Origin of the sequence: Citrobacter sp. Cpo069, from assembly GCF_030332785.1 — a bacterium.
GTDB classification, from domain to species: Bacteria; Pseudomonadota; Gammaproteobacteria; order Enterobacterales; family Enterobacteriaceae; genus Citrobacter; species Citrobacter portucalensis.
Genome location: NZ_JAOWHD010000046.1, coordinates 123,612 through 145,787, shown reverse-complemented (window position 1 = coordinate 145,787; position 22,176 = coordinate 123,612). Strand labels below are relative to the sequence as shown.

The following is a 22,176-nucleotide window of genomic DNA, read 5'->3' as shown; positions in this document are numbered from 1 at the left end:
TAGCCAATGTCTTTCAATATTCACAATCAAGGGATTTTTTATCCATTTCTACCATTTTCTCAACGACCTTTTCTTCACATAAGAGGTCTTCAACAAATTTGTTGATTTCAAGTTTATTAACATTGCTAGTTAAAGTTCTCAGTTCAGCATATTTTACTTGTTTCACTGTATTTCCTAGCGGTGATAGAGGCGTCTGAATTTCTTTATTATTTAGTTCATCCAATATCTCTTTATTACTTAAATTCAGTTCGTGTTTTAAATGACTAACGAGTTGATGTAAGTGCAGTAACTTCTGAGAGCTCTCTGTTTTTGGTTTGTACTTTGTTACATGGCCTGAAACTCTCAATAAATATTTCATAACTCCCGAATATGTTTCTACAAGGTTATATTTCCCTGTCTCTGGGCGACGATAACCCAGAATCTCACATAATACGATTAGCTTATCATAATGAGATTCATCAAGTCTTATTGATAACTTTTTATCCCCAAGCTTATCCAATTTTTCCTTGCGTCTGTTTTGATATTCAATGTACTTCTCACGCCGATGAGCCAATTCTGCTTCTTCTCGAATTTCATTTTTCTTAACCATGAATTTTCCTATCTGAATCAAACCATCATTAGATCTGATCATCAGATTAGCACATCATCTTTCAAAAATCTGATGATCAGATTTAAAGATCACGGAAGTTTGGTCGGTGTTCAAATGATTAAGCATCAACTAATTGATATTTATATGAAAAAATGCATCCACAAAAAATCTGTAAAGACTGGCCGCATCAATTGGATGCGTAAACCAAACAGGCTTTTACGATGCACACCTCACGTTTGATTAAACTCAAAACTGTCCTTGAATACTGTGCCTTCTCACGAGCAACCCTCTATCGCCAGATAAAAGCAGGCCACTTCCCTGAGCCTGTACGCCTTACAGGTGGAATAGCCAGCACAAACGAATCCTCGCGTGCTGTTGCATGGCGAGAACAGGAAATACTGCAATGGATTGCCAATCGTCAAAAAGTGCCGTTAGCAGAAACCAAAATTTGATGACGTTTATGGATCTGAAAATCCCATCCCTCTAATAGCACGTTATATGTACATAGATATGAATAGTGAGAGTAATAACTGATATTGATTCATATGCTGATTATGGCCTCATATGGGCTGTAACTCTCACTATTCTGAGAAGGAATAGTTATGTTATTACACAGAAGCAATATAGATATATGCCAATCTTTAAATATCGGTAACGATAATGACGGGCATAATCTAAAAATAAGAATTGATAAGTTAACTGTAGTTAGTGAATTTCTTCCTGAAGAAGATAAAAGGGAAGTGTATAGTAAACTGGAAAAAATGAATCAGCGGAGTGAAAAGACATATCGAGTTGAATACGTTAAAAACAAAAAGGAAAAACCTTATCGCAAATCACTAAATATTTACAGTAGAAAGAAGAACTCTCCAGTTCTATTGCACATTGATTATGTTCCGAAGCATCCTAATACAGGAGGGCTACGTTTGGATTTTAATCCTCAACACATGACGAAAGTAAAAATAGATGAATTAGTATCATGGATAAATGACAACTTAGGTGAGATATTTTATCGGCTACTGGTTCGAGCTTGGGTTACAAGAATTGATGTAGCTCTTGATATATATAACTGCAAGCTAGATGATTACCTATGGGGATTAAAAAATGCAGGGAAGAGCACGTATTACGATACTGAAAATGGATTACCTGGAGTAAGAATAGGCAGCAATCGCTCTCTTCTACATATTCATTGTTATGAAAAAGTTAATGCACGCCGTGACAGAAAACTCATTCTGAAGGATCGTGCCAAACTTATTAATATCAATCTGGATGAGCATAAGCGCTTTTTGCGTGTCGAAGCTCGATACAAGCCTGGCGCTAAACCAACCAGTAAGAAAAAGAATGCCTTGAGGCTTTCCCAACTCCTGGAGATGAAGAACCCGTTCAAACGATTTCAAGTCTACTCTAGCTGCTTAGGAGAGGAGTTACTTACTAGCGGGTATCTTGCTACCCTCCCAAAAGAACCCAGCGTAATAGCGCTGAAAGCCAGTCTTAGACAACAGCTAGGGCGTTCATGCTTGACTGCCTTACTAACCCGACACAGAACAGTGCTATTCGATGAGTCCGAGCTCTGGAATCAGTGGCCACGCTGCGTTGAGCAATTAAGCAGCATATACAGCATAGCATCTGTTTACGGTGTACTTAAGGGTGTAGCTAATCGAAATGATGATTAGATAAAACACTTGTAAATCAACGAATATATAGCATTACTCAACATTCAGATTCAACATCGAGTAAGCAACCATTCTACGTAGCCCGCCAATAAATGGCGAGGCTACGTATTATTCCCGACTCTTTGGTACTCCCTTGTTCAATTCGAATTATATTTTCTCATCATTCTTTATTAAAGCTCATAACACAAAGCGCATATCACCACGCATTCTCGGCGAACCCGCATTAGCTGTAGTTATTAAAATCACTTCACCTTAGAAAATCTCAATCGTGACAAGGCGCACAAATCGTTAACCTTAGCCCCCAGCAAATCAGGGGGAATGCATGCTGTTACACGTTTTATATCTAATTGGTATTACTGCCGAAGCCATGACCGGTGCGCTTGCTGCTGGGCGTCGTCGTATGGATACATTTGGCGTCATTATCATTGCCACCGCGACGGCCATTGGCGGCGGATCGGTACGCGATATTCTTCTCGGCCACTATCCGCTTGGCTGGGTAAAGCACCCTGAATACGTCATTATCGTAGCGACCGCTGCGGTACTCACCACCATTATTGCTCCCGTCATGCCCTATCTGCGCAAAATATTCCTCGTACTGGATGCGCTGGGCCTGGTGGTCTTTTCTATTATCGGTGCTCAGGTGGCACTGGATATGGGTCATGGACCGATTATCGCCGTGGTCGCTGCGGTCACGACCGGCGTCTTCGGTGGCGTATTACGCGATATGTTCTGCAAACGCATCCCGTTAGTGTTCCAGAAAGAGTTGTATGCTGGCGTATCATTCGCCGCTGCTGTGTTGTACATCGTGCTACAGCATTATGTCTCCAGTCATGATGTAGTGGTTATCTCTACTCTGCTCTTCGGCTTTACCGCCCGATTACTGGCGCTGCGCCTGAAGTTAGGTCTGCCGGTATTTTACTATCGCCACGAAGGCCATTAAGGCATAAAGCCCGCGATCCGCTGAGCAGCTAACCAGTTGCTCAGCGCTGTGACCTCTCGATCCTCCAGCCATTGAATGACCTGCCGTGCCCGCCGTTCTCCCATGAAAGGGAGCTGCCGCCAGCTTTGTTCATCGCGTTCTTTTAATTGCTGCCACGAACCATCCCGGCTGGCATTTAGCGTTGCCTGTGTTAACGGTATTCCCATGGCAATAACCCAACGTGTGAACGGAAGATGGCGCGACAGGTTGAACTGATGCCACATCTTCTCCCCTTTGCTTACGCCTAATGTGGACTGGAGCTGCTCCTGAGTTAATCCGAGCCAGGAAAAGATATGTTCAAAGTGATACGCCTGATGAAGGTCACGCCATCCTGCCTCGCCGATACCCTCCAGCCCCAGCACTTCTTTACCGCCCAGCCAGACCAGTCTGGCAACAAACTGTTCCTGGCACTCCGCTGTAGCATAAAAACAGGTTAGTGAATTGAAGCGCCCCTCGGGGGGTATTGGCTTAGTACGCTGAGTGCTGCGCCAGACCACCTCGTCTATACGGGGTATCCCTTGTCCAGCCAGGCTCACCAGAATCTGATCGCCAGGCGCGATATCCCATTCATTCCAGCGTCGGACGGAGCCAATATTGACGCGCTGTACGCGTTTATCATCCAGCATGACGGGAGTCAGCAATGCAACCACCGCAATTTTCCCGCTTTTACCAACGGAGAACTGAATACCAGTAACCTCAGATACCCTCGTCACGGGAGGATATTTCCACGCCGCCAGCCACTCACCCTGCCCGGGTAGCCAATACTTTGCCCGTGGCTCTTTTGCCGTTCGCACCACGACACCATCTGTCACAAAAGGTAATGCTGAACTCCACCACCTGGCGCGCGACTTTTCGACGTCATCCGCATTCTTCACGGCCTGAGTATAACGTTGCGTGTAACTAAACCCGGCAGCCGTGAGCTGCTCCAGTCTTTCAGGCATGACCGCCGGACCATCAGGCCAGGCCCAGATAAAAATTGCCAGCGAGCGTAACATTTCCTGATTGCCCTGGCGCATCATTAATCCAGCAACCTTCGAGCGGGCGTTCATTCCCCCTCTCTGCTTCTGAATATGCCCCTCTTGCTGCAAAAATATCTCACCCTGCAACGTACTGTTAGCGAGTTTCCCCTTGGTGGAATGTGGTACGGAAGGGATCTGCAGAACCTTTTGCGTCCAGTCTTCGCCTTTCAGGCCATTACCACGGCTAATCGCCCGTACCAGATTGCCATTGCGATAGACTAACGTCACCGCCACGCCATCCACCTTCGGTTGCACCCAGAGATCGCTGCGAGCGAGCATCCATTGCTGTAGCGCTTGCTTATCAGCTAGTTTTCGAACGCCCGTGTGGGGAACTGGATGCGAGACGGTGCCACTTATTGGGGGCACAGACAGATCTGGTGGGACTTCATCGCCAAAACAGCGCTGCCATTGAATTAGTTGCGCATTGAGCTGGTCATAAACGCCGTCGTCTACGGCACTTTCCCCTTGTTTCCAGTAACTGTCATTCCACTGTGTAATCTGCTGCTGTAGTCGTGAAATTTCCTCGTTTGCCCTGGCAGGCGACCAGACGGGGCATACCGCCCACGCAGGTAAATGCCACACCAGTAAAACCAGCCCTATGCATTTCCATAATCCCATGCTATCTCCGCTGAACGATACGTTTCCCGGCAGGTATAGCGCGAAGTGAAATAGAAACAGAGCGGCAAAAATTCATCCTGCGAACAGCTTTCCGGACATTTGCATGTATTGCTGCAAATCATCGATAAAACAGGAAACTGGTACGCAAAACGCAATAAACATGCGCAAAAAGTGTGACAAGGGCTACGTCACATAGCGGCTACGTGTATAATAAGCCCGTATGTAGGCTCTCTTTCGACAATCACATACATTAAGATACTCATGGCTCAAGGCACGCTTTATATTGTTTCTGCCCCCAGTGGCGCGGGTAAATCCAGCCTGATTCAGGCTTTATTAAAGACCCAACCGTTGTATGACACCCAGGTTTCTGTTTCGCACACCACGCGCGCACCGCGCCCGGGGGAAGTGCACGGTGAACACTATTTCTTTGTGAACCATGATGAATTCAGAACCATGATTGGCAGAGACGCGTTCCTGGAACACGCGGAGGTTTTCGGTAATTACTACGGCACCTCGCGTGAAACCATTGAGCAAGTATTAGCATCCGGCGTAGACGTCTTTTTAGATATCGACTGGCAAGGTGCGCAGCAAATTCGTGAAAAAATGCCGCATGCGCGCAGTATTTTTATTTTGCCACCGTCTAAGATTGAGCTGGACCGCCGCCTGCGTGGCCGCGGTCAGGATAGCGAAGACGTGATCGCGAAACGTATGGCGCAAGCTGTTGCAGAAATGAGCCATTACGCCGAATATGATTATCTTATTGTGAATGATGATTTCGACACCGCCCTGGGCGATTTGAAAACCATCATTCGCGCCGAACGTCTGCGCATGAGCCGCCAAAAGCAGCGTCATGACGCTTTAATCAGCAAACTGTTGGCAGACTGAACCCACATTCAGTATCATGCCCAGTCATTTCTTCACCTGTGGAGCATTTTAAGTATGGCACGCGTAACTGTTCAGGACGCTGTAGAGAAAATTGGTAACCGTTTTGACCTGGTACTGGTCGCCGCGCGTCGCGCTCGTCAGATGCAGGTAGGCGGAAAGGATCCGCTCGTACCGGAAGAAAACGATAAAACTACCGTTATCGCGCTGCGCGAAATCGAAGAAGGTCTGATCAACAACCAGATCCTCGACGTGCGTGAGCGCCAGGAACAGCAAGAGCAGGAAGCCGCTGAATTACAAGCCGTTACCGCTATTGCTGAAGGTCGTCGTTAATCACAAAGCGGGTCGCCCTTGTATCTGTTTGAAAGCCTGAATCAACTGATTCAAAACTACCTGCCGGAAGACCAGATTAAGCGTCTTCGGCAGGCGTATCTCGTTGCACGTGACGCTCACGAGGGCCAGACACGTTCAAGCGGTGAACCCTATATCACGCACCCGGTAGCGGTAGCCTGCATTCTGGCCGAGATGAAACTCGACTACGAAACGCTGATGGCTGCGCTGCTGCATGACGTGATTGAAGATACCCCAGCCACCTATCAGGACATGGAACAGCTTTTTGGTAAAAGCGTTGCAGAGCTGGTAGAAGGGGTATCGAAGCTTGATAAGCTTAAGTTTCGCGATAAGAAAGAGGCGCAAGCTGAAAACTTTCGCAAGATGATTATGGCAATGGTGCAGGATATCCGCGTCATTCTCATCAAACTTGCCGACCGCACCCACAACATGCGCACGCTGGGTTCATTACGCCCGGACAAGCGTCGCCGCATCGCCCGTGAAACTCTCGAAATCTATAGTCCGCTGGCACACCGTTTAGGTATTCATCACATTAAAACCGAGCTGGAAGAGCTGGGTTTTGAAGCGCTGTACCCAAACCGCTATCGCGTGATTAAAGAAGTGGTTAAAGCCGCTCGCGGCAACCGCAAAGAGATGATCCAAAAAATCCTCTCGGAAATCGAAGGGCGTTTGCAGGAGGCAGGTATTCCGTGTCGCGTAAGCGGGCGTGAGAAGCACCTGTACTCTATTTACTGCAAAATGGTGCTCAAAGAGCAGCGTTTTCACTCCATCATGGATATCTACGCATTTCGCGTCATCGTTCATGATTCCGATACCTGCTATCGCGTACTCGGCCAGATGCACAGCCTGTACAAACCACGCCCTGGTCGCGTGAAAGACTATATCGCCATTCCGAAAGCGAACGGATATCAGTCTTTGCACACCTCAATGATCGGCCCTCATGGCGTCCCGGTTGAAGTACAGATTCGTACTGAAGACATGGACCAGATGGCAGAGATGGGTGTCGCAGCGCACTGGGCTTACAAAGAGCACGGCGGCGAAAGCAGCACCACTGCGCAAATCCGCGCTCAGCGCTGGATGCAAAGCTTGCTGGAACTGCAGCAGAGCGCCGGTAGCTCGTTTGAATTTATTGAAAGCGTCAAATCTGATCTCTTCCCGGATGAGATTTATGTTTTCACACCGGAAGGGCGCATTGTCGAACTGCCCGCCGGTGCAACGCCTGTCGACTTCGCCTACGCCGTGCATACCGATATCGGTCACGCCTGCGTCGGCGCGCGCGTCGACAGACAGCCTTACCCGCTTTCACAACCGCTCTTTAGCGGCCAGACCGTTGAGATTATCACCGCGCCGGGCGCACGTCCGAACGCAGCGTGGCTAAACTTCGTCGTCAGTTCGAAAGCGCGCGCCAAGATTCGCCAACTGTTGAAAAACCTCAAGCGCGATGATTCCGTCAGTCTGGGTCGTCGACTGCTCAACCATGCCCTGGGCGGTAGCCGTAAACTGGCTGAGATCCCGCCAGAGAGCATCCAGCGTGAGCTTGAGCGTATGAAGCTCGCCACGCTTGACGATCTGCTCGCAGAAATCGGTCTGGGTAACGCCATGAGCGTGGTGGTAGCGAAAAACCTCCAGCAGGGCGAAGCAACAGCGAACGTACCAGCACAATCTGGCCATGGTCATCTGCCAATCAAAGGCGCAGACGGCGTGCTGATCACTTTCGCGAAATGCTGTCGTCCAATTCCAGGTGATCCAATCATTGCCCACGTCAGTCCGGGTAAAGGTCTGGTGATCCACCATGAGTCCTGCCGTAATATTCGTGGCTACCAGAAAGAGCCAGAGAAGTTTATGGCGGTGGAATGGGATAAAGAGACGGAGCAGGAATTCATCACCGAGATTAAGGTGGATATGTTTAACCACCAGGGTGCTCTGGCGAACCTGACGGCGGCAATCAACACGACCACCTCCAATATTCAAAGTCTGAATACGGAAGAGAAAGATGGCCGCGTTTATAGCGCCTTTATTCGCCTGACCGCTCGTGATCGCGTGCACCTGGCGAATATCATGCGCAAAATCCGCGTCATGCCGGACGTGATAAAAGTCACCCGTAACCGAAACTAGTCTTATGAATGAACAGCGCTATGCACGTATCCGCGAGATGCTCGCACGTCGTCAGCCCGATCTGACCGTCTGCATGGAGCAGGTTCACAAACCTCATAACGTTTCTGCGATTATTCGTACTGCAGATGCGGTCGGCGTGCATGAAGTCCACGCCGTCTGGCCGGGTAGCCGTATGCGCACCATGGCCTCTTCTGCCGCAGGCAGCAACAGTTGGGTGCAGGTGAAAACTCACCTTACCATTGGCGATGCGGTCACACATTTAAAAAGCCGGGGCATGCAGGTCCTGGCAACCCATCTGTCAGATAAAGCCGTGGATTTTCGCGAGATTGATTACACGCGCCCCACCTGCATCCTGATGGGCCAGGAGAAAACCGGCATCACTCAGGAAGCGTTGGATCTGGCTGATCAGGACATCATCATTCCCATGACTGGCATGGTGCAGTCACTGAACGTTTCTGTCGCCTCCGCGCTGATCCTGTACGAAGCACAGCGCCAGCGGCAAAACGCGGGGATGTACCGACGAGAAAACAGCATGCTGCCACAAGAAGAGCAGCAGCGCTTACTGTTTGAAGGCGGTTATCCGGTGCTGGCGAATGTCGCTAAGCGCAAAGGTCTTCCCTACCCTCACGTAAACACGCAGGGCGAAATTGAAGCCGATGCAACGTGGTGGGCCACTATGCAATCTGCGAGATAAACGCGATGAAAGGCCGTTTACTGGATGCCATCCCACTCAACTCTCTGACCGGCGTTGGCGCAGCGCAAAGCAGTAAACTGGCGAAAATTGGCCTGCACACCGTGCAGGACCTCCTGCTCCACCTCCCTCTGCGTTACGAAGACCGTACCCATCTGTACCCAATTGGCGAACTGCTGCCGGGTGTCTATGCCACCGTTGAAGGCGAAGTGCTGAACTGCAATATTACCTTCGGCGGCCGCCGGATGATGACCTGTCAAATCAGCGATGGCTCGGGGATTCTCACCATGCGCTTTTTCAACTTCAGCGCAGCGATGAAAAACAGCCTTGCTACCGGGCGTAGGGTACTGGCCTACGGCGAAGCCAAACGCGGGAAATATGGCGCAGAGATGATTCACCCGGAATACCGCGTACAAGGCGATCTCAGCACGCCAGAATTGCAGGAAACACTCACACCAGTGTATCCAACCACCGAAGGTGTGAAGCAGGCCACGCTGCGCAAGCTGACCGATCAGGCACTGGATCTGCTCGATACCTGTGCCATTGTCGAACTGCTGCCGCCAGAGCTGTTACAGGGCATGATGAGCCTACCCGAAGCACTTCGCACGTTGCACCGCCCCCCACCGTCGCTGCAACTCAGCGATCTGGAAACCGGACAACATCCGGCGCAGCGACGTCTGATTCTCGAAGAACTGCTGGCGCATAATCTCAGCATGCTGGCACTACGCGCCGGGGCACAGCGTTTTCACGCCCAGCCGTTAAGTGCTAACAACGCGCTAAAAGATAAGCTGCTGGCAGCATTGCCGTTCAAACCTACTGGCGCACAGGCCCGCGTTACCGCTGAGATTGAACGCGATATGGCACTGGATGTGCCGATGATGCGCCTGGTGCAGGGTGATGTCGGCTCCGGTAAAACGCTGGTTGCCGCGCTGGCCGCGCTGCGGGCTATCGCACATGGTAAGCAGGTTGCGCTAATGGCTCCTACCGAACTATTGGCTGAACAACATGCAAATAACTTCCGCAACTGGTTCGCGCCACTGGGCGTTGAAGTGGGCTGGCTGGCGGGCAAGCAGAAAGGTAAAGCGCGTCTGGCGCAACAGGAAGCCATCGCCAGCGGTCAGGTGCAGATGATTGTCGGCACGCACGCGATTTTCCAGGAGCAGGTGCAGTTCAGCGGGCTGGCGCTGGTTATCATCGACGAACAGCACCGCTTCGGCGTTCATCAGCGTCTGGCACTGTGGGAGAAAGGTCAGCAGCAGGGTTTCCACCCACACCAGCTAATCATGACCGCCACGCCGATTCCACGTACCCTGGCGATGACGGCCTATGCTGACCTCGACACGTCGGTCATTGACGAACTCCCTCCGGGGCGTACGCCGGTCACTACGGTCGCCATTCCGGATACCCGCCGCAGCGATATTATTGATCGCGTGCGCAACGCCTGTACCCACGAAGGACGTCAGGCATACTGGGTCTGTACGCTGATTGAAGAGTCTGACTTGTTGGAAGCTCAGGCGGCAGAAGCGACGTGGGAAGAGCTTAAACTGGCGCTGCCAGAACTCAATATTGGCCTGGTACACGGGCGCATGAAGCCCGCCGAGAAGCAGTCAGTAATGGCGGCCTTCAAGCAGGGTGAACTGCATCTGCTGGTTGCCACCACGGTGATTGAAGTGGGCGTGGACGTGCCAAACGCCAGCCTGATGATTATTGAAAACCCGGAACGCTTAGGTCTGGCCCAGTTGCACCAGTTGCGTGGTCGCGTAGGCCGTGGCGCGGTGGCTTCCCACTGCGTTCTGCTATACAAATCACCGCTGTCTAAAACCGCGCAGAAACGCCTGCAGGTTCTGCGAGACAGCAATGACGGGTTCGTAATTGCGCAAAAAGATTTAGAGATTCGCGGCCCCGGCGAGCTGTTAGGTACTCGCCAGACCGGAACGGCAGAATTCAAGGTCGCAGATTTACTGCGCGATCAGGCGATTATCCCGGAAGTTCAGCGCATTGCCCGCCATATTCACGAACGTTATCCGCAACAGGCCGCGGCACTGATAGAACGCTGGATGCCGGAAACCGAACGCTACTCCAACGCGTAGTTAATTCATAGCGGCGGCGGACGTTACCCCGCCGCACAGCCGTTATTGCGCGAAAATCGGTAACAGCAGATACAGCTTAATCACCAGCGCGTTGACGATATCGATAAAGAACGCCCCCACCATCGGCACCACCAGAAACGCCATATGGGATGGTCCAAAACGTTCGGTAATCGCCTGCATGTTGGCAATCGCCGTCGGCGTCGCGCCGAGGCCAAAACCGCAGTGTCCGGCAGCCAGCACGGCGGCATCGTAGTTCTTACCCATCATGCGCCAGGTGACGAATATCGCGTACAGCGCCATGAAAATAGTCTGCACAACCAGGATTGCCAGCATCGGCAAGGCCAGTGAAGCCAGTTCCCACAACTTCAGGCTCATCAGTGCCATCGCCAGAAACAGCGACAGACTAACGTTACCCAGTACAGAAACTGCACGTTCGAACACCCGATAAAAACCCAGTAGCGCCAGACCGTTACTGAGGATCACCCCAACAAACAGCACGCAGACGAAGGTCGGCAATTCCAGCACTGTTCCAACCAGCATTTGCGCAACGATTTTACCCACCGTCAGACAGATAGCGATCAGAGCAATGGTTTCAATCAGCACCAGCGAGGTGATCATGCGCCCAACGTCCGGCTTTTCAAATGCGGTCGGCACGGCCTGATCGTCCGGCATACCGTCTGGCGTGGTGGAGTGTTTGACCAGATAGCGTGCCACCGGGCCGCCAATCAGCCCACCCAACACCAGACCAAACGTTGCGCAAGCCATCGCCACTTCAGTCGCATTGGTGAAGCCATAACGTTCAATAAACAGCTTGCTCCACGCGGCCCCGGTTCCGTGTCCACCAGAGAGGGTGATCGAGCCAGCGATCAGACCCATCAGCGGGTCCAGACCCAGCAGGGTCGCCATACCGATACCGATGGCGTTTTGCATCAGCAACAAGCCAACAACCACAATCAGAAAAATACCCACCACGCGGCCGCCAGCACGCAAACTGGCGATATTGGCGTTCAGGCCGATAGTGGCGAAGAAAGCCAGCATCAGCGGATCGCGCAGGGTCATATCGAAGTTCACTTCCCAACCCATGCTTTTTTTCAGCACCAGCAGTGCAATCGCCACCAGCAATCCACCTGCAACGGGTTCGGGAATGGTGTATTTTTTCAGGAAGGAAACAGACTGGACGAGCTTACGTCCCAGCAGCAACACAAGGGTTGCCGCAACCAGCGTTGATAACGTATCGAGATAAAACATTTACAGCTCCATTAGTGCGTTTAGCACAATCACGCACGATGCATTCCAGACCGATTTTTAGCTCTTATTGAGTTTTCGGAGTGGATTTTAAGCAGAAAATGATGAAAAGTTATATAAAAATGTTTGTTTATCCGTTTTAAATATTAAGAATACCTGCTAGCAAACGTTTGCTTTTCTGCCCTGGTCAGATAAAATCACCGCTTTTCCACCATGGGATTGCCTCTGATGTCCGTTAACGCCGTAGAGTCAACAAATGCGCAACCGGTTGCGCAGACTCACAACAGTGAACTGATTTACCGTCTTGAAGATCGCCCCCCGTTAGCCCAGACCCTGTTTGCCGCCTGTCAGCATCTGCTGGCCATGTTCGTCGCGGTGATCACCCCTGCTCTGTTAATTTGCCAGGCGCTTGGTTTACCGGCTCAGGATACTCAACACATTATCAGTATGTCGCTGTTCGCCTCCGGCGTGGCTTCTATCATTCAGATCAAAGCCTGGGGGCCGGTCGGCTCAGGGCTGCTATCCATTCAGGGCACCAGCTTTAACTTTGTTGCGCCACTGATTATGGGCGGTACGGCGCTAAAAACCGGTGGCGCAGATGTCCCAACCATGATGGCGGCGCTGTTCGGTACGCTGATGCTGGCAAGCTGCACCGAGATGGTTATCTCGCGTGTCCTGCACCTGGCGCGTCGTATTATTACTCCGCTGGTCTCAGGGGTGGTAGTGATGATTATCGGCCTGTCGTTGATTCAGGTGGGTCTGACATCGATTGGCGGTGGCTATGCCGCAATGAGCGACAACACCTTTGGTGCGCCGAAGAATTTACTGTTGGCAGGCGTGGTGCTGGCGCTAATCATCCTGCTTAACCGTCAACGCAACCCGTACCTGCGCGTTGCGTCATTGGTGATTGCGATGGCGGCAGGCTATCTGCTGGCCTGGTTTATGGACATGCTGCCGCAAAATACCGCACCGGTAAGTCAGGACCTGCTGATGGTGCCAACGCCGCTGTATTATGGCCTGGGCATCGACTGGAGTTTACTACTGCCGCTGATGCTGGTCTTTATGATCACGTCACTGGAAACCATCGGCGATATTACGGCCACCTCTGATGTCTCCGAGCAGCCGGTTTCTGGTCCGCTGTATATGAAGCGCCTGAAAGGCGGCGTGCTGGCGAACGGTCTGAACTCGTTTGTTTCCGCCGTGTTCAACACCTTCCCGAACTCCTGTTTTGGCCAGAACAATGGGGTTATTCAGTTAACAGGCGTTGCCAGCCGCTACGTTGGTTTTGTGGTGGCGCTGATGTTGATCGCGCTGGGCCTGTTCCCGGCAGTCAGCGGTTTTGTACAGCATATTCCTGAGCCGGTACTGGGCGGCGCAACGCTGGTGATGTTCGGTACTATCGCAGCATCCGGTGTGCGTATCGTGTCCCGCGAGCCGTTGAACCGCCGCGCGATTCTGATTATCGCGCTGTCGCTGGCCGTTGGTCTGGGTGTTTCCCAGCAGCCGCTGATTCTCCAGTTCGCCCCGGATTGGGTGAAAAACCTGCTCTCTTCCGGTATCGCCGCTGGCGGTATTACCGCAATCGTTCTGAATCTGGTATTCCCGCCAGAAAAGCAATAAGCAAAATGCGGCGTTGGTTCTGAATCAACGCCGCTGTAACGCTCTTTCACCATTCCCGCCTTGAGCATTGCGCCTAAATCGTGCATAACTTGACTATGTGCACTTCGCGGGATGGAAGACCATGAAATTTATTGGAAAGCTGCTTTTTTACGTGCTGATCGCCCTTGCAGTGGCGATTCTCGGCCTTTATTTTCTACTGCAAACCCGCTGGGGGGCAGAGCACGTCAGCGCCTGGGTTTCGGAGAACAGCAGCTACCATCTGGCGTTTGATGCCATCGATCACCGGTTTTCCTCCCCTTCCCATATTCTGCTGGAAAACGTCACCTTTGGCCGGGATGGTCAGCCCGCAACGCTGGTCGCTAAAACGGTCGATATTGGGCTGAGTAGCCGCCAAATCACCGACCCGCTGCACGTAGACACCATTTTGTTGCAAAACGGCACGCTGAATCTTTCCCAGCAAACCGCACCGCTGCCGTTCCAGGCCGATCGCCTGCAATTGCAGGATATGGCGCTTAACAGCCCCGGCAGCGAGTGGAACCTCAGCGCCCAGCGCGTTAACGGCGGCGTCATTCCCTGGAGCCCTGAGGCAGGTAAAATTCTCGGGAGCAAAGCGCAAATTCAGCTCAGCGCCAGTTCGTTGACGCTCAACGATGTTCCAACTACCAACGTCTTGATTGAAGGCAGCATCGACCATGACCGGGTGACGCTAAGCAATATTGGCGCTGACGTGGCGCGTGGGGCATTAACCGGCGTAGCGCAACGCAATGCCGACGGGAGCTGGGTTGTGGAGAATCTGCGCCTGAACGATATCCGGCTGCAAAGCGACAAATCGCTGGCCGACTTTTTTGCCCCGTTAAGCACTATTCCTTCCCTGCAAATTGGTCGTCTGGAAGTGACGGATGCCCGTCTGCAAGGCCCCGACTGGGCGGTGACGGATCTCGATCTGAGCTTGCGCAACATGACCTTCAGCAAGGACGACTGGCAAACTCAGGAAGGCAAACTGTCGATGAATGCCAGCGAGTTTATTTACGGCTCTCTGCACTTCTTCGATCCGATTCTGAACGCCGAGTTCTCACCGCAGGGCATTGCGCTGCGCCAGTTCACCACCCGCTGGGAAGGCGGTATGGTCAGAACATCCGGAAACTGGATGCGCAGCAACAAAGCGCTGGTCCTTGACGATGCCGCTATTGCTGGTCTGGAATACACGCTGCCGGAAAACTGGAAGCAGCTGTGGATGAAACCCCTGCCAGCGTGGCTAAACAGCCTGACGCTGAAGAAATTCAGCGCCAGCCGCAATCTGGTGATTGATATCGACCCGAATTTCCCGTGGCAGCTCACTGCACTGGACGGCTACGGCGCTAACCTCGGGCTGGTACAGAACAATCAGTGGGGGATCTGGAGCGGTAGCGCCACCCTCAACGCTGCCGCAGCCACCTTTAACCGTACGGATGTGCGTCGTCCTTCTCTGGCGCTAACGGCAAACAGCAGCACCATCAATATCAGCGAACTGAGCGCCTATACGGAAAAAGGACTGCTGGAGGCCACTGCCAGCATTTCGCAGCTACCTCAGCGCCAGACGCAGGTCAGCCTGAACGGGCGCGGCGTACCAATGACGATCCTGCAGCAGTGGGGCTGGCCCGCACTGCCGCTTTCCGGCGATGGCAACATCCAGCTTACCGCCAGCGGCAATATTCAGGCCGATGCGCCGCTCAAGCCAACGGTCAACGGTCAGTTGCATGCGGTGAACGTGGAGAAACAGCAGGTAACGCAAACTATGCAGGCGGGCGTGGTTTCGGGGAGTGAAGTCACTGCACCACCACCCGCACAATGATTTATTGCCCGGTGGCGCTTCGCTTACCGGGCCTACTCACGCTCATAAACGAATATATTCACTGCACAACAGCCATTTCACCGGCTCGTCTTCTTCAATCACCGGGAAGCGACCGCCAGGTTTCAGAAAGTGGTTGTCATGCTGGTCGTCATTGACCATCGAGATTTCCCAGCCCAGCACAAACGCCTTCTCCGCCCAAAAGCGATGATACAAGCGCGGTGGCAGGCACACTCCTTGTCCCGGTTTCAATACCAGCGTCTCGCCAGCGTTAACGGTACGCCTCTGACCATCCACGCTAACCTCAACAACGCGTCGGGCATCATACTCATCATCAGGCGTGGCCCACGCCAGCTGCATACATAAATCACCGCCGCCGCGATTAACGATATCTTCCATTTTGTGGCGATGAAAATGCCATGGCGTTTGCTGATCCTGCTGAATTTGCAGCATCTTTTCGGCATACGGTTTGGGGTAATCCGCTGACCCCATCAGACCATTGCGCAACGTTAGTAACGTCAGCCCCGTTTGCGCAAATTCTCCGTGCCCGAAGTCGGTAATATCCCAGCCCAACTGGAGATCGCGCACTTCACGCCACAGAGTTTGATCCTGTTGCCGCCAGGCATCGACCGTAAAATACGCAAAATCAGGCAGACAGACCCGAAAAGTCTCAGCGATGGCATGCGCTTTATCGACGGCATAATTAATGTGTGAACGCTTCATTCCACTTTTCCTTGTTGCGAAAGAGGCGGGTCGCCCCGCCTGCATGCCGTTAGTAAAGTGATGCTTTGCCGGTTGAACCGAACAGTTTCATTTTGTGGCGGATCACGTCCCGCGCGGCGCTAATGGCTTCCGGATAGATTACGTTCGGGTCCCACCAGGTTTCTTTCGCCAGGATTTCGCGGACTTTCTGGAAGTAGGCGTATTTCATATCGCTGGAAATGTTGATTTTGCCAACGCCCAGCGTCACGGATTCGGCAATTTCCGCATCCGGGTTCGCGGAACCACCGTGCAGCACCAGCGGAATATCCACACGTCCGGCGATATCGCGCAGGATGTTCATTTGCAGCTCTGGCGGCATCCCTTTCGGGTAGATCCCGTGCGCGGTTCCAATCGCCACCGCCAGCGTGTCTGCACCCGTTCGGGCGATAAAATCCTCTGCCTGAGCAGGATCGGTATAAGTAACCTTCGACACGCCGCCTTCCACTGACGTCCCGGTCTGGCCAATCGTTCCCAACTCCCCTTCCACCGAAACACCTACCGCATGCGCCAGTTTGACCACTTCGCGGGTCAGCGCCACGTTCTCTTCATATGGTAGCAGCGAGCCATCAATCATCACCGAGGTAAACCCACACTGAATCGCCCGCAGGACATGCTCAACCGAAGCGCCGTGGTCCAGATGCAGAGTAAAGGGAACCGGGCTGCGCAGGGTGATATCACGGACATAGCTAAAAAACGCATCGCCGACAAAATCATGTTCGCTGGGGTGAATGGAGATAATCGCCGGGGTATTGGTCGCTTCCGCTTCTTCCACTACTGCGCGTACAAAGCAGCTGTCCGCCACGTTGAATGCGCCGATGGCAAAACCGTGCTGACGGGTAGGTTGCAGTAATTCTTTCATCGAAACTAACATGTTAATTCTCCAGTTTCAGGGTGTAGAAAGCCCTGCCAGTGCGTCATCGCAGAGGCATAGAAGGCGTTACAGAAAATGAATCAGGCTTTGCCGATAGCGCCGCTGGCCTGCAGGTACGGAATAATGGCTTCCTCGCAGGCCTGTTCCATCAGGGCCAGGGCATCAACGAGTTCACCGGATGTGTCGCGACACAGGGTATGCAGTAGCGCAGCCTTTCCGGCTTCGAAAACCGCCGCACCAACGTTTATCTTGGCGACACCAAACGTCGGGCAACGCTGTAGCTGGTCAAACGGCGTTCCGCTGCCGCCATGCAGCGCCAGCGGCACCGTTGATAACCGGGCTATTTCCTCCAGCCGCTGGAAATCAATAGCAGGAGTGATACCCGGCGCGTACATGCCGTGTGCCGTACCCACCGACACCGCCAGCAAATCGATCCCGGTCTGTTGGATGAAGGGTTCCACGTCGGCGGCCTGGGTCATCAAATCAGCGTTAGCGGCGTGGTCATAGCACGGAGCATCGGCCAGATGGCCCAGCTCGCCTTCCACGCACAGAGAAACGCTGGCTGCAAGCTCAACCACCGCCCGGGTCTGGCGAATGTTCTCCTCCAGCGCAAAGGCGGAGGCGTCGATCATTAAGCCGCTGAATCCGGCGCGAAAAGCCTGGCGAATGCGTACAGGATCCTTTCCATGATCCAGCGCCAGCGCGACCGGTACCGAGGCTTCCTCTGCCAGCGTTTTGACCACCGCTGCCGCTATCGGGGCCGGAAAATGCTCCAGATGCCCCTGATACAAATTCAGAATGATGGGCGCACGGTGTTTCTCCGCCACTCGCACCGCTGCGCGGGCGCTTTCCAGGTTCATACAGTTGATGGCCAGCAGCGCGTACTGCTCGCGCCAGGCTTTGGTCACCATGCTTTTCATATCGGCAAACATACGGCCTCCGGTTATTCCAGGGTGAAGGTGATTTCTTCGTCTTTCAGCTTTTGATCGCTGAGTTCGTCAAACTCTTCATCACGCTCGGTTACCGGTTTCTTCCACAGCGACAGCATGACGCCACAAATCACCGTACCGATCCCCAGCGCCAGGCAAAACAGCAGCGGATGCGTAAAGAGCGGAACCACAAACATGCCGCCGTGCGGTACCGGGCTTTCGACACCCCACACCATAATCAGGCCACCCGCAATCGCCGAGGCCACCACGCAGGAGCCCACCACGCGCAGCAGGTCGCGCGCCGCAATCGGAATAACCCCTTCGGTAATCATGCAGATCCCCATCGGGAATGCAGCCTTCAGCGCCTCACGTTCCGCACGGGTGTACTTGTGACGCGTCAGCAGGAAAGAGAGCGTAATGCCAAATGGAGGGATCATCGAACCGACAAACTTCACCGCTTCCGGACCGTACACGCCGCTGACCAGCATGCCGTCAGCAAACAGCGACATGGTTTTATTCACCGGCCCACCGAAGTCGAATGTCGCCATCGCACCGAGGATAGCGCCCATCAGAAAGCGGGATCCGCCCTGCATAGACTCCAGCAGATGAATCAACGCGTCCTGCAGCCAGGCAATCGGCTTGCCGATTAGCGTCATCATCAACAGGCCGCCGATAACGGTACTCAGTACCGGCAGCACCATGATGGGCATCAACCCCTGCATCGACTGCGGCAAACGGATATAGCGCTTGAGCAGCAGGACGGTATAACCGACCAGAAATCCGCCCAGCATCCCACCGATAAAACCGGTATGAATTTCTCCGCAGACGAAGCCGACAATCAGGCCCGGCGCGAATCCCGGACGGTCAGCAATGGAGTACGCAATCGCCGCACTAATCAGCGGTACGATTAACCCCATCCCCCAGCCGCCAATCTGGTTGAGCATCCAGGGAATGGTTCCTGTTTTTTCACCGACGTTAGTGCCGCCAAGTATTTGCCCGAGAGCAATACAGATCCCGGCGGCGACAATTAACGGGATCATCCACGAAATTCCCGTTAATAAATGTTTTTTTATTTCCTGAGATAGCGGAATTTTATTTTCACTCATGTGAAACCCCTCCAGAATGAGGATCGCTACTGGTTATTATTAACTAATGATTTTTCGACCTTTTCAAGAAACTGAATGGGCGATTTTATGACGATTTCAGTTTTTACTCGCACAATGCGTTTGTTTGAAAATCGCTCCTCCCCTTTTATTTTTACATCGACAGCAAGAATTACGACATCAGCCGAAGAAATATCCTCTGTCAGCAGTTCGTTTTCTGTGCCAATGGTGCCCTGGGTTTCAACCTTTATATTATGACCAAGCGCTTTGGCACCTTTAATTAACTTCTCACGGGCAATATAGGTGTGCGCAATACCCGCCGTACAGGCGGCAACACAAACAATATTCATAACATGCTCCACATTTTATTTAGCAGACATTGGATTCAGCATATTGGCTAAAAAGCTCAATAATTTTTTGTGGACTACTTTCAACTAATAGTTGTTCAATAATGTCGTCATCTGCCAACGCGCCAGCAACCTGCGAAAGCAGACGAATATGGGTGGTATTTTGATCTTCAAGACGTACGGCAAACAGAATAATGCACCGTACATTGCTGCCGTCCAGGGTTTCCCAGGGAATATCCTGGCGGGTACGCCCAATCGCCAGCGTGGTATTGACCACCGCCGAGGATTTCCCGTGCGGGATCGCAATATGGTTTTCGAAGCCGGTCGAGCCTTCTGACTCACGTTGCCAGACATCCTGAATAAACGTTTCGCGACAGCTAATTGCTCCATCTTTTTGCAGAATATCCGTCAGTTCCTCAATAGCCTCCGTTTTGCTTGTAGCCTTCATGTCCAAAATAACGCGATTTGTATTGAGTATTTTCGTGATGTCCATCAATCATACCTCATGGAGTTCAGACATTAATTTTCAACGACCAGCGACGTCGCCCGATGTAATTTTTCCGTAATAACCGTTTCTGTTACCCGCTTAATATCCGCATCATTGAAGAAGGCAGTGACATACACGACCGGCATGGCAACCGCGGGTAAATTAATCGTCGATACCACCAGTTCAATATCGTCCGTCAGTACAGAGGGCAGGCTGCCTGCCGACACTACGCCGACGATAGTCCAGTCCGGGAAGGCGCGTAGAATACGGCTTTTGAGTAAGTGAGAAGTGCCGATACCCGTTGAACAGACCAGTAGTACGCGTTTACGCGCTATCTGACGCTCCATTGCGGCCTGAAAATGCACGGTTAAATATCCCACCTCATCTTCCGACACGGCCCGCTCGCCCCAACCGCTAAACACTCGATTCACCGCACACTGGGTCAGACGCCACACGTCCTGCAACTCGCCTTTGATATCCTCCAGCAGCGGGTTACGAATGCGGATCTGGTAGTTCAGTCGGTTAATCAGCGGCTTAATGTGGATCAGCAATCCGTCATACAGCGCCGTGTCCTGGCTAAGATCGCTGTCGACCATCTCGGCGAAGGTGGCAATCAACCGATGGGTAATCAAACGCGCTTCGTCGCTGGAGTGCATATGGCCAATCACACTCACGTCATTATGCTCTTCAATCACTACACCCGAGGAGATAATGTATTGATATATAAACCAGACTTCGTCTTCCGGCAGCGGGTGGGCAATGCGTTTTTCGATATGCTGAATCATGCGACTGGCAATGGAAAATATGTTCTCATCACAGGTAGTGATGCTCTCTTCTTTTCTCGGAAGCGCATTGCCCCGCGTGATGCGGTACATCATGATCAGAATATGGGTAAAGATATTGACGTAATAAGGCTCGCCCAGAGACCAGCACAGGTCGTTCTCCATTTCCTGCAATAACGTCTGGACAAATAAAACGTCTTCTTCGCCAAAGTAATGCACTAACGCTTTATAACTGCCCGGATCCAGGCGTGAATAAACCACGTTACCAGGTTCATTATGGTTAATCACGCCGTTAATCAACGATGCCATCGCCTGGCGCACACCGCTCTCGCTGCCTTCAATGTGCGTGCCGCTCTGGCTGCGAATCAACGACAGGCCCAACGGGGTAATCCAGGATTCAATTACTTTCAAATCGTTCACAATCGATGCGCTACTAATGAAATAACGTTCGGATAATTTACTGATCGACGTTTCATGCGGCGTTTCGCTTAATAATTGTGAAGCTATCTTGACTCGCCGTGAATTATTCATCATGCCGTCAGCATCATCACCCTCCGATCCTAATAACTGGTCCATATATAAAAGGTCGGTAATATTATCGGCACTTAATATCACCCCAGCACCAGCACGTTTATCGATAGTTATTTTCCATTCTGATAACCATGGTTCCAGTAAGCGCAGATCGCGCTGCACAGTTTTCTCTGAAACAGATAAATACTCGGCAATTTTCAGCAGCGTGACATATTCCTTCTTAGACAGAAGAAATTTTAATAATCTGTTTTGTCGGGAGGTAATCATTTGCATTATTTACCCTTATTACATACCAGATTAAATATCTATACCCGTCATACTTCAAGCTGCATGTGCGTTGGTTTTCCTCGCTCACCCCAGTCACGTACTTATGTACGTTCAGGGGATTCGCTGCGTCGCCGCCTTCCTGCAAATCGAATTATTTAGGTTATAAAGAAGCATTGATGCTCCACGTGTAATCCGTGATGATAAATATAAGAGGACTACGATGCGCCAACAATACTAAATCGTGTCCTGTATTCCGGACAGAAATAAGACAAAAACGGGAAATAGTGAAATATTTACGGCGCAGATCACATTTTTCGTGGGATTCAGAGTGATATCGCTCGCAAATATGGGGAGATAAAAATTTAATTCAGGATGTTTTGGATTTTCAGATCTGGAATGC

The 22,176-nt window shown here is 51.9% G+C and carries 20 protein-coding genes; 10 read left to right on the top strand and 10 right to left on the bottom strand.

Annotated elements, in window-relative coordinates; genetic code table 11:
* Positions 1–13: 13 nt before the first annotated feature.
* Entirely contained in the window at positions 14–589 is a 576-nt protein-coding gene (locus tag OGY08_RS10300) for a hypothetical protein (RefSeq protein ID WP_286565876.1), read from the bottom strand.
* Positions 590–810: 221 nt separating this feature from the next.
* Between OGY08_RS10300 and OGY08_RS10295 the strand changes: the two genes are divergently transcribed.
* From OGY08_RS10295 to OGY08_RS10285, 3 genes are all read left to right on the top strand, one after another.
* A complete protein-coding gene (locus OGY08_RS10295; RefSeq protein WP_286565875.1) occupies positions 811–1,041 on the top strand; it encodes a helix-turn-helix transcriptional regulator in 231 nt (76 codons plus the stop codon).
* A gap of 150 nt (positions 1,042–1,191) precedes the next feature.
* Positions 1,192–2,259 carry a hypothetical protein gene (locus OGY08_RS10290; RefSeq protein ID WP_286565874.1) on the top strand — a complete coding sequence of 356 codons (1,068 nt, stop codon included), beginning with the start codon at positions 1,192–1,194 and terminating at the stop codon, positions 2,257–2,259.
* A 322-nt stretch (positions 2,260–2,581) separates the two neighbouring features.
* Positions 2,582–3,199 carry a trimeric intracellular cation channel family protein gene (locus OGY08_RS10285; protein WP_003024049.1) on the top strand — a complete coding sequence of 206 codons (618 nt, stop codon included), beginning with the start codon at positions 2,582–2,584 and terminating at the stop codon, positions 3,197–3,199.
* Here OGY08_RS10285 and ligB read toward each other — a convergent pair.
* Positions 3,196–4,875: an NAD-dependent DNA ligase LigB gene (gene ligB / locus OGY08_RS10280; protein WP_219013502.1), complete on the bottom strand. Its 1,680-nt coding sequence runs from the start codon at positions 4,873–4,875 to the stop codon at positions 3,196–3,198. The genes OGY08_RS10285 and ligB overlap by 4 nt on opposite strands.
* Before the next feature lie 261 nt (positions 4,876–5,136).
* On the opposite strand from ligB, the gene gmk reads away from it, so the two are divergent.
* The 5 genes from gmk to recG are packed head-to-tail and all read left to right on the top strand — an operon-like array spanning position 5,137 to position 11,004.
* Positions 5,137–5,760 carry a guanylate kinase gene (gene gmk / locus OGY08_RS10275; RefSeq protein WP_003024042.1) on the top strand — a complete coding sequence of 208 codons (624 nt, stop codon included), beginning with the start codon at positions 5,137–5,139 and terminating at the stop codon, positions 5,758–5,760.
* Between the two features lie 54 nt (positions 5,761–5,814).
* Positions 5,815–6,090 (top strand): DNA-directed RNA polymerase subunit omega, encoded by a 276-nt coding sequence (gene rpoZ / locus OGY08_RS10270; RefSeq protein ID WP_000135058.1) that lies wholly within the window; start codon positions 5,815–5,817, stop codon positions 6,088–6,090.
* An 18-nt stretch (positions 6,091–6,108) separates the two neighbouring features.
* On the top strand, positions 6,109–8,223 hold the full coding sequence (gene spoT / locus OGY08_RS10265) for a bifunctional GTP diphosphokinase/guanosine-3',5'-bis pyrophosphate 3'-pyrophosphohydrolase (RefSeq protein ID WP_003024038.1): 2,115 nt from the start codon (positions 6,109–6,111) through the stop codon (positions 8,221–8,223).
* 4 nt (positions 8,224–8,227) lie between these two features.
* The gene (gene trmH / locus OGY08_RS10260) at positions 8,228–8,917 is read left to right on the top strand and encodes a tRNA (guanosine(18)-2'-O)-methyltransferase TrmH (protein ID WP_032945382.1); all 690 of its coding nucleotides are present in this window, start codon (positions 8,228–8,230) and stop codon (positions 8,915–8,917) included.
* Between the two features lie 5 nt (positions 8,918–8,922).
* Entirely contained in the window at positions 8,923–11,004 is a 2,082-nt protein-coding gene (recG, locus tag OGY08_RS10255; RefSeq protein ID WP_125363673.1) for an ATP-dependent DNA helicase RecG, read from the top strand.
* Positions 11,005–11,046: 42 nt separating this feature from the next.
* Here recG and gltS read toward each other — a convergent pair whose 3' ends face one another.
* A complete protein-coding gene (gltS, locus tag OGY08_RS10250; protein WP_003024029.1) occupies positions 11,047–12,252 on the bottom strand; it encodes a sodium/glutamate symporter in 1,206 nt (401 codons plus the stop codon).
* Between the two features lie 225 nt (positions 12,253–12,477).
* On the opposite strand from gltS, the gene xanP reads away from it, so the two are divergent.
* The gene (gene xanP / locus OGY08_RS10245; RefSeq protein WP_003024026.1) at positions 12,478–13,869 is read left to right on the top strand and encodes a xanthine/proton symporter XanP; all 1,392 of its coding nucleotides are present in this window, start codon (positions 12,478–12,480) and stop codon (positions 13,867–13,869) included.
* A gap of 121 nt (positions 13,870–13,990) precedes the next feature.
* Complete coding sequence (locus OGY08_RS10240) at positions 13,991–15,700, top strand: AsmA family protein (RefSeq protein WP_125363674.1); 1,710 nt, start codon at positions 13,991–13,993, stop codon at positions 15,698–15,700.
* Between the two features lie 42 nt (positions 15,701–15,742).
* Here OGY08_RS10240 and OGY08_RS10235 read toward each other — a convergent pair whose 3' ends face one another.
* The 7 genes from OGY08_RS10235 to OGY08_RS10205 form a co-directional block, all read right to left on the bottom strand.
* Entirely contained in the window at positions 15,743–16,420 is a 678-nt protein-coding gene (locus OGY08_RS10235; RefSeq protein WP_125363675.1) for a D-lyxose/D-mannose family sugar isomerase, read from the bottom strand.
* A 49-nt stretch (positions 16,421–16,469) separates the two neighbouring features.
* A complete protein-coding gene (locus OGY08_RS10230) occupies positions 16,470–17,330 on the bottom strand; it encodes a ketose-bisphosphate aldolase (RefSeq protein WP_286565873.1) in 861 nt (286 codons plus the stop codon).
* An 80-nt stretch (positions 17,331–17,410) separates the two neighbouring features.
* Positions 17,411–18,262 carry a class II fructose-bisphosphate aldolase gene (locus tag OGY08_RS10225; RefSeq protein WP_032945395.1) on the bottom strand — a complete coding sequence of 284 codons (852 nt, stop codon included), beginning with the start codon at positions 18,260–18,262 and terminating at the stop codon, positions 17,411–17,413.
* 11 nt (positions 18,263–18,273) lie between these two features.
* On the bottom strand, positions 18,274–19,365 hold the full coding sequence (locus OGY08_RS10220) for a PTS fructose transporter subunit IIC (RefSeq protein WP_003827232.1): 1,092 nt from the start codon (positions 19,363–19,365) through the stop codon (positions 18,274–18,276).
* Positions 19,366–19,391: 26 nt separating this feature from the next.
* Positions 19,392–19,712 carry a PTS fructose transporter subunit IIB gene (locus OGY08_RS10215; protein WP_103284560.1) on the bottom strand — a complete coding sequence of 107 codons (321 nt, stop codon included), beginning with the start codon at positions 19,710–19,712 and terminating at the stop codon, positions 19,392–19,394.
* A gap of 19 nt (positions 19,713–19,731) precedes the next feature.
* On the bottom strand, positions 19,732–20,202 hold the full coding sequence (locus OGY08_RS10210) for a PTS sugar transporter subunit IIA (RefSeq protein ID WP_008786490.1): 471 nt from the start codon (positions 20,200–20,202) through the stop codon (positions 19,732–19,734).
* A 26-nt stretch (positions 20,203–20,228) separates the two neighbouring features.
* Positions 20,229–21,782 carry a BglG family transcription antiterminator gene (locus tag OGY08_RS10205; RefSeq protein ID WP_125363676.1) on the bottom strand — a complete coding sequence of 518 codons (1,554 nt, stop codon included), beginning with the start codon at positions 21,780–21,782 and terminating at the stop codon, positions 20,229–20,231.
* Positions 21,783–22,176 lie beyond the last annotated feature (394 nt).